Below are 13,199 nucleotides of genomic sequence, written 5' to 3'. Positions count from 1 at the left end.
CTGTGAACGGAAGATCGCCGGCGAAGCCTTCATGGATGCGTCGGGCCAGCGACTTGCTATGTTAGGGGCATGGACTCGCCTGAAGATCTCACTGACGAAGAGCTGCTGGACATGCTCACGCCCTATCAACTGGCGGAGCTGAATCGCACGATCGGCGAGACGTTCGCCGACGGCGGCGTCGATCGCGCCGAGGCGCTGTTCGCCCTGGCCCAAGTCTATTCGCTGCGCGCCGTCCAGAGGGACGAGACCTCGGCCATCGCCCTGCTGCAACTGGCCGCCGCCATGCGTCGCCGCGCCCAGCAAATGGCCGACGGCGTCAACTAGCCGGTTCGTTCGGGAAGGGCTATCGCCTATGGGCGATTGACGGGTTCAAGCTTGGGTGGAGCTCTAAGACTCTTGCCTTCCTGGGCCTTGTGCCCAGGACCCATGGTTGAGGCAGGCTTTGATTTGGGCTCTATTCGCGGCTGAACGTCCCGCAACACTGACCCAAACTCGCATCAGCGGCGCCCTGGATCCTGGGCACAAGGCCCAGGAAGGCTAGGCTTTTGACGCCTGATCTGGAGGCGATAGCTCCCCGTTCGGGAACCGCCGGTCCAGCCAGTCGATCAGAGCCGCGTTCACCTCGCCGGGCTTTTCCTGCTGGGTCCAGTGGCCGCTGCCCCGGATCAGCACCTTCTCCAGGTCCTCGATCTGCTCGCCCATGCGGTCGCACAGGGACGGGGGCAGGACCACGTCATGCTCGGCCATGATCATCAGGCAGGGTATCCCGTCGATCCGGCGGGGCAGGGCTTCGGATCGCTCCCAGTTGCGCGTGAAGTTGCGATACCAGTTGATGCCGCCGGTGAAGCCCGTGCGCTGAAAGCTCTCGGTGAACACCGCCAGTTCCTCGGGGCGCAGAAACTGCAGCGGATCATTGGTCGGGTCGTAGCGCGCCAGACCCTCCTGCAGGGCCAGGCTCTTGCGCTCGGCCGGTCGGGCCTCGAAGGCCTCGACGCTGTCTCCGGGCGCGCGCATGAAGAAGCGGATGGTCTTTTCCGGATCGGCGCCCAGCTGCGCGTCGGCCACGCCGGGCGTCTGGAAGTGGACGATGTACATCGCGTCGCCATAGGCGTTGCGATACATCTCGATCGGGTCCAGCGGCAGACGCGGCGTGAACGGCGTATTGAGCCCGATGATCCCCGCGCAGCGGTCGGGATGCAGAAGCGGCATGGCCCAGACGATGATGCCGCCCCAGTCGTGGCCGCAGAACACGGCCTTCTCCACGCCCAGATGGTCGAGCAGGCCGACGAGGTCTCCGGTCAGGTGCTCCATGTCATAGGCCTCGACGCGCTCTGGCTGATCGGTCAGGCCATAGCCGCGCTGGTCGGGGACGATCACCCAGCGGCCGGCCGCCGCCAGGGCCGCGATCTGATAGCGCCACGAATAGGAGAACTCGGGAAAGCCGTGGCACAGCACGATCGGCACGCCCGTGCGGGGTCCAGCCTCGTAGTAGGCCATCCGGATTCCGTTGACGCTGGCGAAGGCCGGCTCGGGCATCGGTGGGGCCAGCGGGCGATCCTGGGGCCGGGTCATCAGCGTCTCCTCCTGGCTTGGCGCCTTGTGTTTGGGGAGCACCCTGAGCATTCGATGCGGGCTCGGCAAGCGGGTTAAGGGGTTCACCCTGCGTCAAACGGGAGTAGAAGCCGCCCATGACCGCTGCCGCTTCCCCCACAGCCACCCCGTGGAAACTGGTCCTCCTGCTGGGCGCCCTGACGGCGTTTGCGCCGATGTCGATCGACATGTACCTGTCGAGCCTGCCCTCGATCGGCCGGGCGCTGCACGCAGGGGCGGACCAAACCCAGGCGACTCTGGCGGCCTTCTTCGCCGGCATGGCCATCGGCCAGTTTGTTTATGGCCCGTTGTCGGACCGGTTGGGCCGCAAGGGGCCGATCCTGTTCGGGGTCAGCGTCTATGTTCTGGCCTCGATCGTCTGCGCCATGGCCCCGACGATCGAGACGCTGATCGCCGCGCGGTTCGTCCAGGCCCTGGGCGGTTGCGCGGGCGCCGTCGTGGCCCGGGCCGTGGTGCGCGACAGGTTCGGTCACGCCGACACCGCCAGGGTGCTGTCGCTGATGACGCTGATCATGGGGCTCGCGCCTGTTCTGGCCCCGCAGTTCGGCGGCCTGATCCAGCTGGTCGCGGGCTGGCGCGGCGTGTTCTGGGTGCTGACGATGTTTGGCGGGGCGATCGGCCTGTGGGTCGCGCTGGGTCTGACGGAGTCGCGCTCAGCCGAAACCCTGGCCCAGGCGCGCTCTGAAAACCCCCTGAAGGCGTTCGGGGCCTTGCTGCGCATGCGGCGGCTGGTCGGCTACGGCCTGGCGGGGACGCTGAACGGCGCGGTGCTGTTCACCTATATCGCCGGCGGCCCGGGCGTGATCATGAGCACCTATGGCCACTCTCCGGTGGTCTTCAATATCATCTTCGCCTTCAACGCCGTCGGCATCATCGGCGCCAGTCAGGTCAATCGCCTGCTGCTGCGCCGGACGACGCCGGACCGCATCCTGATGCGGGCCAGCATCGCCTCGGTGATCTTCGCCCTGCTGCTGGTCACAGCGGCGTGGTCAGGCCTCGGTGGACGATGGACCGTGCTGCCGCTGCTGTTCCTGTCATTGTCGACCTATGGGCTGATGGGCGGCAACACCATGGCGGGCGCGCTCAGCGTCGACCCCAAACGCGCCGGCTCGACCTCCGCCCTGATGGGCTCGGCCTCATTCGGGGCCGGAGCCCTGGCCTCGTGGATCAGCGGCGTCCTGCATGACGGCACGCCGCGCCCCATGGCGGGCGTGATGTTCGTGTGCCTGATCGGCTCGTCCCTGGCCATCTTCCTGATCGCCCTGCCCAAGGGGGGACCGAAGGACGAGGCTTAGAAGGGGTGATCTCCAAGTCTTAGGCGGCATCCTCGCGACAAGGGCGGAAGTCCATCGTGGCCGTGCCGTCCTGGCGGCGGCAAGCTGAAGGTCTGGATACCGCGCCGGAGCCAAAGCGTGCTTCCGACCCTGAACGGACGATGGGAAGGTCCGCTTGCGGGCGTCCATCCGCGTAGCGCTCGCTGACAGATGTCTGGCGCTGGCCGTCCAGTGTGCTGGCGTCATCTAGCCTGAGCACATGTTCAGGATCTGTCCGGCTTAGCGCCGTCCGTGTAACAAACCTTGAGGTGCCCCCTGGTACGATCAGGACGCCTGACGATTCAGCCATGAATGTAGGTGCCGAACCGCTCGCCCTGGCAGATCTGCGCGAGGCGTCCTGGTGCGCCAAGCTCGAAGATATGCATGGGGAGATTTTGCTCGCGCGCCAGGACGAAGGCTGCAGGATCCATGACGCGCAGGTTCTGAGCGATGACCTCTTGGTAGGTGATGTCTCGAAGCAGCTTGGCGCCGGGGTCCTTGCGCGGATCGGCCGAATAGAGACCGTCCACACCATTCTTGGCCACGAGCAGAACGTCCGCGCCGATCTCAAGTCCCCGCTGTACGGCAGGATAGTCCGTCGTCACGAACGGCTGACCAATGCCGCCGGCGAAGATCACGATCCGCCCTTTCTCCAAGTGGCGCATGGCGCGCAGGCGGATAAAGGGTTCGGCGACCTGGTTCATCAGGACGCCAGTCATCACCCGGACGTCGTAGTCGGACAGGCCCTTCAATACGCCGCGGAGGATCACCGCGTTGATCGCCGTACCAAGCATGCCGACGTTGTCGGCCTCGACCCGATCGATGCCCCAGTCCGTGGCCAGACTGCCACGAAAAATGTTGCCCGCGCCCACGACGACCGCGACCTCAACACCGAGCGCGCGCACGGCCAGGATTTCCGAAGCCGTTCGGTGCAGAACTTCGGAATCCAGGCCTACTTCCGCCGGGCCTGCGAGCGCCTGACCGCTAAGCTTGATCAGGACACGTTTGTACTTTGTCATTTGAGCCTCTCTGATGGAGGAAAATCCTTGGGGCCCGCAAGCCAACGGATGACGTTTCGAAACAAGCGCACGTTCTGCTCGGCGTCTTGGGTGCCGAACCCCATGATGACACGATCAGGCCCAACAAGCTGAGACGTAAGTAGGCCCGCTTCCGCGAAGATCTCTTTCCAAGCCATAAGCGACTAGAGCAGCTTCAGTGCTCGACGCCAACGACCGCTCACCACCCTTCTCAACCGGTCGGAAGGTCCGCTTCGGGCGGCCTACCACTATCCGCGTCATCCCGCGACCTGTTCGCGGGACCCATTTGTCCGCCGCAGGTGAAGATGGGGCGGCGCGCTACCGCGCGCCGCTTGCGCCGCCCGTGCAAGTTGAACGATGGGTCCCGCGAACACGTCGCGGGATGACGAGTTTAATTTGAAGCGACGAGAATCAGGGTGTCCGCTCTAAACGGCTTTCTCCGGCAGGGTGAAGGCCCGCCAGGCCAGCACGGCCCAGCCGATCATGAAGCTCAGCCCGCCCAGCGGCGTGATCGCGCCCAGCAGGCGAGGCCCGCCCAAGGCCATGGCGTAGAGCGAGCCGGAGAACAGCACCGTCCCGGCCAGGAACAGGCCGGCGACCAGACCCATGCCGCGGGCCCCGGCGCGGGCCAGGGCGAAAGCTCCAAACACCGCCAGGGCGTGGGTCATCTGGTACAGCGAGCCGGTGTGCAGCCATTCAACCGGCTTGGCCTCGGTTACGCCGTGGGCGGCGAAGGCCCCCAGGGCCACGGCGCAAAGGCCGCTCAGCGCCGCCAGGCCGGTCCAGGTCTTGGGAGTCCACACGGCCATGAGCTTGACGTTCCGTCACAGTTGCAATCGCTGGGCGCGACCTTAACGTTGTTCACCTGCCCGTAAAGCCGCCCCGTCAGAGGGCCAGGCGCGGACAGATGGGAGGACGGCATGGCGCTCACCTGGGGTGATGACTACCCGATCCATCAGACGCCGGAGCCGGTGGCCTATGCCGGCACGGATCGGAACTTTTACGATCGCTATTTCTTCAACGGCTATGGCGCCGACGGCGACGGTTCGGACCTGTTTTTCGCCGCCGCCCTGGGGATCTATCCGCATCTCAACATCGCCGACGCCGCCTTCTGCGTGATGAAGGACGGCCGGCAGATCAATCTGCACGCCAGCCGCTGGCTGCGCATGGAGCGGATGGACCTGCAGGTCGGGCCGATCGGCGTCGCGATCCTTGAACCGCTGCAGCGCCTGAAACTGACCGTCGAGGCGCCCGAACAGTCGATCCGCGCCGAGATCATCTTCGAAGGCCGGGCCTTTCCGATCGAAGAGCCGCGCTTCATCCGTCGCAACGGCCCGCGCACCTTCATGGACTATACTCGCCTGACCCAGAACGGCCGCTATTCCGGCTGGATCGAGGTGGACGGGGTGCGCGCCAGCATCGACGGGTTCGTGGGCACGCGCGACCGGTCCTGGGGCGTCCGGCCGGTGGGCGTGCGCGATCCGCAGGACCTGGCGCCGCCGGTCGCGCCGCAGTTCTTCTGGCTTTGGTCGCCCTGCAATTTCGAGGATGGCGGCCTGTTCTTCCACACCAATGACGACGAGCTCGGCCGCCCCTGGAACCGCCGGGCGCTGTGGCTGGGCGACGGCGAGCGCGAAAGCGGGGAGGGCGGCTTCGCCCAGGCCGCCTGCGCGATCCGTTGGCGATCCGGAACCCGAAACGCCGCCGCCGCGACCCTGGATCTGGGCGCGGACGGGAAGGTCGAGATCACGCCTCAGAGCGAGTTCTTCATGCTGGGCCTGGGCTATGGCCATCCCAAGTGGGGTCATGGCCTCAACCACGGCGAACTGGCGGTGGAGCGCGAGGATTTCAACGGCGCGGATCTGGATCGCCGCCTGCCGTTCCACCTGCATGTTCAGGCCCTCAGCCGGATCGTGTTCACCGACGCCCAGGGGCGGGTTCGCACCGGCCGGGGCGTCTTCGAGCAACTGGCCCTGGGTCCGCACGCGCCGTCCGGTTTCGCCGGCCTGATGGATGTCGCGCCATGACCCTGGCCGAGCGTCTTGAGCGCTATCTCACCCGCCTCTGGGGGTCTGCGACCACGGTCAGCGATCTGTCGCGCATTCCCGGCGGGGCCAGCCGTGAGACCTATCGGTTCGACGCCCAGGTCGCGGGCGAGGTGCGACCGCTGATCCTGCGCCGCGACCCGACGGGCAGCCTGATCGACACCGATCGCCAGCTGGAATATCTGGCCTTCCAGTCGTTCCATGGCCGCGCGCCGGTGCCCGAGCCCATCGTGCTGGACACCGACGGCGCGGAGCTGGAGCGGCCGTTCTTCATCATGAGCCGGGTGGATGGCGGGGCGGCGGCGTCGCCCTTCACCGTCCAGCCCTATGGCCCGCACGCCCAGGCGATCGGCGAGGCGTTCTTCGCGGATCTGGGGGCGATCGCGGCGACCGATCCCGAGGGCTTGCCCCTGACGCGGGCGGCGACGATGCCTGAACCCGCCGACTGCTGGCGCGTGGCCCTGGACCATTGGGCCGGGGTGATCGACGCCGATGAGCAGCATCCCCAGCCGATCGTTCGGGCGGCGATCCGGCGCCTGCGCCGCGCCCCGCCGCCGCCGGCCAGCGCGGTGCGGGTGGTGCATGGCGACTATCGGACCGGCAACTTCCTGCATGACGGTCAGGGCAAGATCCTGGCCATCCTCGACTGGGAAATGGTCCATCTGGGCGATCCGCTGGAGGACCTGGCCTGGGCCATTGACCCGCTGTGGGGGCACTACGATGAGGCGCGTGTCGCGGGGATGATCCCGCGCGCTCAGGCCCTGGCGATTTGGTCCAGGGTCAGCGGCCTGCCGATCGACCCCGACGCCCTGGCCTGGTGGGAGCTGTTCAGCGCCGTGAAGGGCCAGGCGATCTGGACCTCGGCGGCGCGGGAATATCGCGAGGGCGGGTTCAAGGATCCGGTGCTGGCGATTTCCGGCTGGTACACCGCCCGGCGCCACGACGAGATCCTCGCCCAACGCCTGATGCGCCTGGAGGGCCTGTCATGACCCCGAGTCTGCCCGATATTCTGGTCGGCAACTTCCTGTGTGTCGCCGAGCCGCCGCCGCCGGAATCGGCGGGCGAGTTCATGGCCGGCAAGGTCGCCGTCGTCGCCCTGCTGTCGCTGCTGGCCGCCCAGGAGGCCGAGCGCGGGCTCTCGGCCCGGATCTGGGAAAACGCCGCCATCCGCGCGGTGCTGACCGAGGCGGCGCCGACCTATGGCGAGGCCCTTGCGCAGGCGGGCGCCGGCAAGGACGCCGACTTTGGTCTGGGCGCGCTGGACGGCGCCAACGCCGCCCTACGCCGTGCACTGGTCAGCTTGCATGAAGCGGTGGAGGCGGCGGGCGATACCGCCCGCGACCACGCGATCCTGCGGCTCTATGGCGAGATGGCCCATGCGCGGCGGCTCGACATGCCGCCGCTGCCGGGGCGGTGAGGCCTACTTCTTGTGAGCGTTGTGCTCAGTCTGTTCGGCTGGGCTGATATCGAGCAGGGCGGGGGCGGCGGCGTTGTAGGCGGCGGTCTTGTTCAGATCCATGACCACGCTGCGATGCCCTTCCCAGACCATGTGCAGCGCGACATAGAGCACGATCGCCAGGCCGATGAAGCCGATCCAGCGATGCTTGTGCAGCAGGCTGGCGATGGCGGAGGCCGCCACGCCCATCAGGATGATCGACAGCAACAGGCCAAAGACCAGGATGCCGGGATGTTCGCGCGCCGCGCCGGCGACGGCCAGCACATTGTCCAGCGACATCGACACATCGGCGATCAGCACGTTGATGAAGGCTTGCTTGAAGCTCTTGACCGGACGGGCGCCCGGCACGGTGTCGGGATCGTTGTCCAGCGCGGCGGCGGCGTCGGCGTGATCATGGGTGATCTGGTCGCGCAACTCGCGCCACATCTTCCAGCACACCCAGAGCAGCAGCACGCCCCCGGCCAGCAGCAGACCGATGACGCCCAGGAGCCAGGTGGTGATCAGGGCGAAGCCGATGCGCAGCACCACGGCCACGCCCAGTCCGTACAGGATGACCTTGCGGCGAAGATGCGTCGGGAGACCGCCCGCCGCGAGACCCACGGCCACGGCGTTGTCGCCGGCCAGGACCAGGTCGATCATCAGGACTTGCAGGAAGGCCAGGAACGGGCCTTCAAGGCCGCCCGCCTGAACGATCAAAGCGTCAAACATGACCCCTCATGCGGCAGGGCGAACGGTCTTGCAAGTGTCGTGCGCGCCAGAGCGTCATTTGACGCGACGCGGTTCGAAAGGCGGCGCTCACGGCCAGCCGGCCTCATCGAACGCGATGGTCGATGAGGCCGGGCGGCGGGCTTCAGTGAGCGTGCTCGAGTTCCTTGGCATGATGATCGTCATGGCCCGGCGCAGCGGCGTGAGGGTCATCATGTTTGTGGTCATCGTGCCCATGGTCGTCGTGCGCATCGTGGCCGTCGGCGGCGTGCGCGTCATGACCATGGTCGGCGGGCGCGTGAGAGACCGGGGCCGCATGCGGATCCGCATGGGCGGCGTGACCGTCGTGGCCGTGCGCATCATCGTGGCCGTGTTCGTCATGGCTGTGCTCATCGTGGCCATGCTCAGCATGATCGCCATGCCCATGGTCGTCATGGGCCGGAGCGTGAGAGACCGGCGCGTGAGCGGCGGCGACCATCGGGTTCACATAGGCGACATGCTCGGCCGGGGCGTGCGGGTCCGGATGGGCGTCGGCGTGCAGGTCGCCGGCGTGACCGTGATCGTCATGAGCGTCATGGGCGTGAGCGTCAGGGGCGTGGGCGTCATGGCTGTGATCGTCGTGGCCATGATCGTCAGCGTGACCGTGGGCGTCGTGATGGTCGTCATGGCCGTGGCTGACAGCCGTGGCGGCGACGGCGCCGGCGGCGGCCGCGACCATCGGGTTCACATGCGACACATGCGCGGTGGTCGGGGCGTCATCCGCTTCCATCTCATTGCGACCATAGTCGGTGAGCGTGCGGAACTTGCGTCGGCGCTCGGCCTGGGCGCGGCTGGCCATGGCGCTGCGCGAGATGATCGCCAGGATGATCACCGCCAGCAGCACCAGAACGCCGCCCAGCACCGACTTGCTGGGCGTGTCGCCCAGGCCGGGGAGATTGACGTTGCCGTTCAGGGCCGGAAGGTTGAGCTTGTCGAGCCAGTTGCTGGTCTTGGCCTTGGCCGTTTCCGGCAGTGGGGCCACGCGCTTCATGATCTCGCCCAGCGAGAACGACTGCGGCAACTTCAGACCGTTGAGATCGATGCCGAACCCCGACTTCAGCTGCCCCTTGGCATCGGCGCCGGGCTTGACCTGCCAGGCGAAGGTGGTGGGCTTGCCGGGCTCGATCACGGCCGTCTGCTTGCCGTTGGGTGAAATCTCGTAGCCTTCGCCTTCAAGCGTGGCGTAGGCGCTGACCTTCTTGGCGGCCTTGCCGAGGCCCAGCTTGGCGGCCTGGGCCTTGATCATGTCGCCGAGGGTGGCGGGCAAGGACAGGGTGACCTGTCCTTCCGCGCCCTTGCCCAGGCTGTCTCCAGCAGCCAGGACAGCGCCCTTGGTGGCTTCAGGCGCGATCGCGGCCTGGAGCTGGTCGATCTTGCTGGTCGGCTTGGCGACGGGCGCGACGGCGACGACCGGTTTGGGCGGGGCGACGATCTTCGGCGGCGCGGCGGCGGCGACCGGCGCCGGCGTTGCCGCCGGGGTCGAGATGGCCTTCGAAGCTTTCGGCGCAGAATGGGCGACGTGGCGCACCTTGGGGTTGGCGATCGGCCGCATGGCCGTCACCAGGGTCCCGTCCGGGCGCCGCCAGGTCTTCAGGGCCGGGTTCAGGGCTGGCGGCGGCGGCGCATCCGTCATGGGGGCGGGCTGCGCGGCCGCGGCGCCCAGCAGACCGTCGGGCGCTGTGGCGGCGTCCGGAGCCGGCGCCGCGCCCATCAGTTCCGGCGCGGTCTCGGCGCCAGCGTCGTTCACGGCGGCGGGCGGCGCGGTGTCCACACCGTTGCTCGCGCCGCAACCGGCCAGCACAAGGGCGCTCATCGCCGAAGCGCTTAAAGCCGCCAGACGCACATTAAGTCCAAACATCGGGTCCCCCGATCCCATGCCAGATTCATCCGCCGAGCAGCGCTCACGGAACACTGTCAGCGAGAAGAGCACGAGGTTGCGACGAAATCAAAACGGTTAAGGGAGATTCACGAACCGATTTCACCCACCACGGGAAAGCCGTGACGCTTCATAGAGCGCGATTGCCGCCGCAGCAGACACATTCAGGCTTTCAAAGCCGCCCGGCATGGCGATTTTTCCCATGGCATCACAATGCTCTGCGACCAAACGGCGTACGCCTTCACCTTCCGAACCCAGAACAAGTACGGTCGGCGAGCCGTCGAGCGCCACGTCGAGCGTTTCTTCGGCCTCGCCGGCCAGTCCCACGGCCCGCCAGCCCATATCGGCCAGTTCCTCGAGCGCCCTGGACAGATTGACCACGCGCGCATGGGCCACCTTGTCGACCCCGCCGACGGCGGTCTTGGCCAGCACGCCCGACAGGGTGGGGGCGTGGCGATCCTGCAGAATGACCCCGCGCGCCCCAAAGGCGGCGGCCGAGCGGAAGATCGCGCCGACGTTCTGAGGGTCGGTGATCTGGTCCAGCATCACCAGAAAGCCGCCGGGATTCTCGCCCAGCTCGGCGATCGACAGCGCCTCGGGCTCATCGATCTTCAGGGCCAGGCCCTGGTGGACGGCGCCCTGCGGCAACTGGCGGGCGATATCCTGGCCTTCCATGATCTGCAGACACGCCAGTTTGGCGACCGCCGGAGCGAGTCGTTTGGCGCGGTCGGCGGTGACCAGAAGGCGTTTCGGAGCGGGTCTGGCGGGGTTGGTCAGGGCCGCTTCAACAGCGTGAATCCCCCAAATCCAGTCCTTGGCGTCTTCTTTGCCCTTGGAAAAGCCCTGATTATTCCGAGGCTTGTGACTAAAATCACGTCCTGGCGCAGAAGGCTTCCGGCGGTCGTTGCGTTCGGAATGAGAGGACACTATAAGACGCGCTCCGATTTGGGGCCCTGAGGGTTTCCGCGAGCCAGGACGGCGCTGCTTTAGCACCATCCGACAGCGCTCAAGGAAGCCTTTGTTCCTTTTTCGTGACGAACGGTTCGCCGGGCGTCGTGAAGCAGGAAGGGTCGCATTGAGGTCGCTCAACGCGCGCTGGGGGAATGTCCCGAGTGGCAAAGGGGGGGGACTGTAAATCCCCTGGCGTACGCCTTCGTAGGTTCGAGTCCTACTTCCCCCACCACGCGCGTTGAAGCCGCCTCAAGGCGATCGAGACGGGCGCCGAAGCCAGAGACCGGGAGCCGACGCGACCCCGCAGCTAGGCGGGTATAGCACAGTGGTAGTGCAGCAGCCTTCCAAGCTGAGGATGCGGGTTCGATTCCCGCTACCCGCTCCAGCTCCCTATATATACACAACCCACAATCATAGCCGCCGGCGCGAAGGTAGAGACGATGGCCAAGGAAAAGTTCGAACGTACTAAGCCGCACTGCAACATCGGCACCATCGGTCACGTTGACCATGGCAAGACGACGCTGACGGCCGCGATCACCATCACGCTGGCCAAGGCCAGCGGCGGTAAGGCGATGAACTACGCCGACATCGACGCCGCGCCGGAAGAAAAGGCCCGCGGCATCACGATCAACACCGCGCACGTGGAATATGAGACGGCCAACCGTCACTACGCCCACGTCGACTGCCCCGGCCACGCCGACTATGTGAAGAACATGATCACCGGCGCGGCGCAGATGGACGGCGCGATCCTGGTGGTTTCGGCCGCTGACGGCCCGATGCCCCAGACCCGCGAGCACATCCTGCTGGCCCGTCAGGTCGGCGTGCCCGCCCTGGTCGTCTACATGAACAAGGTCGACCTGGTCGACGACGAAGAACTGCTGGAACTGGTCGAGATGGAAGTGCGCGAGCTGCTCAGCTCGTATGACTTCCCGGGCGACGACATTCCGATCACCAAGGGCTCGGCCAAGGTCGCCATCGACGGCGGCGATCCCAAGATCGGCGAACAGTCGATCTTCGCGCTGATGCAGACGGTTGACGACTACATCCCGCAACCGGCCCGTCCGCTGGACCTGCCGTTCCTGATGCCGGTCGAAGACGTGTTCTCGATCTCGGGCCGCGGCACGGTTGTGACCGGCCGGATCGAAAAGGGTATCGTCAAGGTCGGCGAAGAAGTCGAAATCGTCGGCATCCGTCCGGTTCAGAAGACGACCTGCACGGGCGTCGAAATGTTCCGCAAGCTGCTGGACCAGGGTCAAGCCGGCGACAACGTGGGCGTGCTGCTGCGCGGCACCAAGCGCGAAGACGTCGAGCGCGGCCAAGTGCTGTGCAAGCCCGGTTCGATCACGCCGCACACCAAGTTCGTGGCCGAAGCCTATATCCTCAACAAGGAAGAAGGCGGCCGTCACACCCCGTTCTTCACCAACTATCGCCCGCAGTTCTACTTCCGTACGACGGACGTCACCGGGATCATCAAGCTGCGCGAAGGCGTGGAAATGATCATGCCGGGCGACAACGCCGAGCTGGACGTCGAGCTGATCACCCCGATCGCCATGGACCAGGGCCTGCGCTTCGCCATTCGCGAAGGCGGCCGCACGGTCGGCGCCGGCGTGGTGGCCAAGATCGTCGAGTAATCGATCGATCTTCAGCGACAAGCTGATCTAAGGCGAAGGCCCCGGCGGAAACGCCGGGGCCTTTTGCGTTTGGGGGGCGGGGCTGGGCCAAAAGGCGGATCATCCCCAGAGGCTCAGGCTGAACCTGGGCCCCGGCTTTCGCCGGGGAGAGCGGGCGGCAGGCGCCGATCGTCTCGCCGTGAGATTTAAGGATGGCTCCCTTCCGGCGCGGCCTGCGACGCCAAAGCACAGCCCTTCCCCCTTTGATGGGGGAAGGGCAGGGATGGGGGTGACACCGCCAGACGACTTCACGCGGGCCGAGCTCCATCCTGAACCTCTTTCACCCCCATCCCCAACCCTTCCCCCATCAAGGGGGAAGGGAGACGGCCCGCCCTCTATCCCCATCCTCGCACGGGCGTTCGCGCTGCTCGCCCTCAACAAATTCAACGCCCTAACCGCTCGAGCCAGCGTCACGATGGAAAATCGACGCATCACCCTCCAGAACGGCCGCATACTTCTCCTCGCCCCATCGCGGGGGAGGGCGTTCAGCTGGCGA

The 13,199-nt window shown here is 66.5% G+C and carries 12 protein-coding genes and 2 tRNA genes; 8 read left to right on the top strand and 6 right to left on the bottom strand.

The window, feature by feature from the left end; all coding sequences use genetic code 11:
- Nucleotides 1–69: 69 nt before the first annotated feature.
- On the top strand, nt 70–324 hold the full coding sequence (locus ACW18B_RS16540) for a low temperature requirement protein A (RefSeq protein WP_492048107.1): 255 nt from the start codon (nt 70–72) through the stop codon (nt 322–324).
- 213 nt (nt 325–537) lie between these two features.
- On the opposite strand, the gene ACW18B_RS16535 is transcribed toward ACW18B_RS16540, so the two are convergent.
- On the bottom strand, nt 538–1,536 hold the full coding sequence (locus ACW18B_RS16535; RefSeq protein ID WP_492051754.1) for an alpha/beta fold hydrolase: 999 nt from the start codon (nt 1,534–1,536) through the stop codon (nt 538–540).
- Between the two features lie 152 nt (nt 1,537–1,688).
- Between ACW18B_RS16535 and ACW18B_RS16530 the strand changes: the two genes are divergently transcribed.
- The gene (locus tag ACW18B_RS16530) at nt 1,689–2,906 is read left to right on the top strand and encodes a multidrug effflux MFS transporter (protein ID WP_492048106.1); all 1,218 of its coding nucleotides are present in this window, start codon (nt 1,689–1,691) and stop codon (nt 2,904–2,906) included.
- A 320-nt stretch (nt 2,907–3,226) separates the two neighbouring features.
- On the opposite strand, the gene pyrH is transcribed toward ACW18B_RS16530, so the two are convergent.
- Nucleotides 3,227–3,943, bottom strand: coding sequence for a UMP kinase (gene pyrH / locus ACW18B_RS16525; RefSeq protein ID WP_492048105.1), 717 nt, complete (start codon nt 3,941–3,943; stop codon nt 3,227–3,229).
- 443 nt (nt 3,944–4,386) lie between these two features.
- On the bottom strand, nt 4,387–4,770 hold the full coding sequence (locus tag ACW18B_RS16520) for a DUF423 domain-containing protein (RefSeq protein ID WP_492048104.1): 384 nt from the start codon (nt 4,768–4,770) through the stop codon (nt 4,387–4,389).
- Between the two features lie 111 nt (nt 4,771–4,881).
- Here ACW18B_RS16520 and ACW18B_RS16515 point away from each other — a divergent pair, with 111 nt between their 5' ends.
- The 3 genes from ACW18B_RS16515 to ACW18B_RS16505 are packed head-to-tail and all read left to right on the top strand — an operon-like array spanning nt 4,882 to nt 7,423.
- On the top strand, nt 4,882–5,988 hold the full coding sequence (locus ACW18B_RS16515) for an Rv3169 family protein (RefSeq protein ID WP_492048103.1): 1,107 nt from the start codon (nt 4,882–4,884) through the stop codon (nt 5,986–5,988).
- Nucleotides 5,985–6,995, top strand: a complete 1,011-nt coding sequence (locus tag ACW18B_RS16510; protein WP_492048102.1) for a phosphotransferase family protein — start codon at nt 5,985–5,987, stop codon at nt 6,993–6,995. Before ACW18B_RS16515 ends, ACW18B_RS16510 begins: the two co-directional genes overlap by 4 nt.
- Nucleotides 6,992–7,423 (top strand): hypothetical protein, encoded by a 432-nt coding sequence (locus ACW18B_RS16505; RefSeq protein ID WP_492048101.1) that lies wholly within the window; start codon nt 6,992–6,994, stop codon nt 7,421–7,423. The genes ACW18B_RS16510 and ACW18B_RS16505 overlap by 4 nt, the downstream gene beginning before the upstream one ends.
- Nucleotides 7,424–7,426: 3 nt before the next feature.
- Here ACW18B_RS16505 and ACW18B_RS16500 read toward each other — a convergent pair whose 3' ends face one another.
- From ACW18B_RS16500 to rlmB, 3 genes are all read right to left on the bottom strand, one after another.
- Nucleotides 7,427–8,170, bottom strand: a complete 744-nt coding sequence (locus tag ACW18B_RS16500) for a TerC family protein (protein WP_492048100.1) — start codon at nt 8,168–8,170, stop codon at nt 7,427–7,429.
- A gap of 142 nt (nt 8,171–8,312) precedes the next feature.
- Nucleotides 8,313–10,019: a stalk-specific protein StpX gene (gene stpX / locus ACW18B_RS16495; RefSeq protein WP_492048099.1), complete on the bottom strand. Its 1,707-nt coding sequence runs from the start codon at nt 10,017–10,019 to the stop codon at nt 8,313–8,315.
- Between the two features lie 165 nt (nt 10,020–10,184).
- The gene (rlmB, locus tag ACW18B_RS16490; protein WP_492048098.1) at nt 10,185–11,009 is read right to left on the bottom strand and encodes a 23S rRNA (guanosine(2251)-2'-O)-methyltransferase RlmB; all 825 of its coding nucleotides are present in this window, start codon (nt 11,007–11,009) and stop codon (nt 10,185–10,187) included.
- Nucleotides 11,010–11,179: 170 nt separating this feature from the next.
- Between rlmB and ACW18B_RS16485 the strand changes: the two genes are divergently transcribed.
- The 3 genes from ACW18B_RS16485 (at nt 11,180) to tuf (ending at nt 12,664) form a co-directional block, all read left to right on the top strand.
- A tRNA-Tyr gene (locus ACW18B_RS16485) sits at nt 11,180–11,265 on the top strand.
- A gap of 79 nt (nt 11,266–11,344) precedes the next feature.
- A tRNA-Gly gene (locus ACW18B_RS16480) sits at nt 11,345–11,418 on the top strand.
- A 55-nt stretch (nt 11,419–11,473) separates the two neighbouring features.
- Nucleotides 11,474–12,664, top strand: coding sequence for an elongation factor Tu (tuf, locus tag ACW18B_RS16475; RefSeq protein WP_492048097.1), 1,191 nt, complete (start codon nt 11,474–11,476; stop codon nt 12,662–12,664).
- Nucleotides 12,665–13,199: the final 535 nt, after the last annotated feature.

This window comes from Caulobacter sp. FV2ps19 (genome assembly GCF_058681035.1).
Note: the sequence above shows the minus strand (reverse complement) of the source record. Positions and strands in the feature narration are given on the sequence as shown.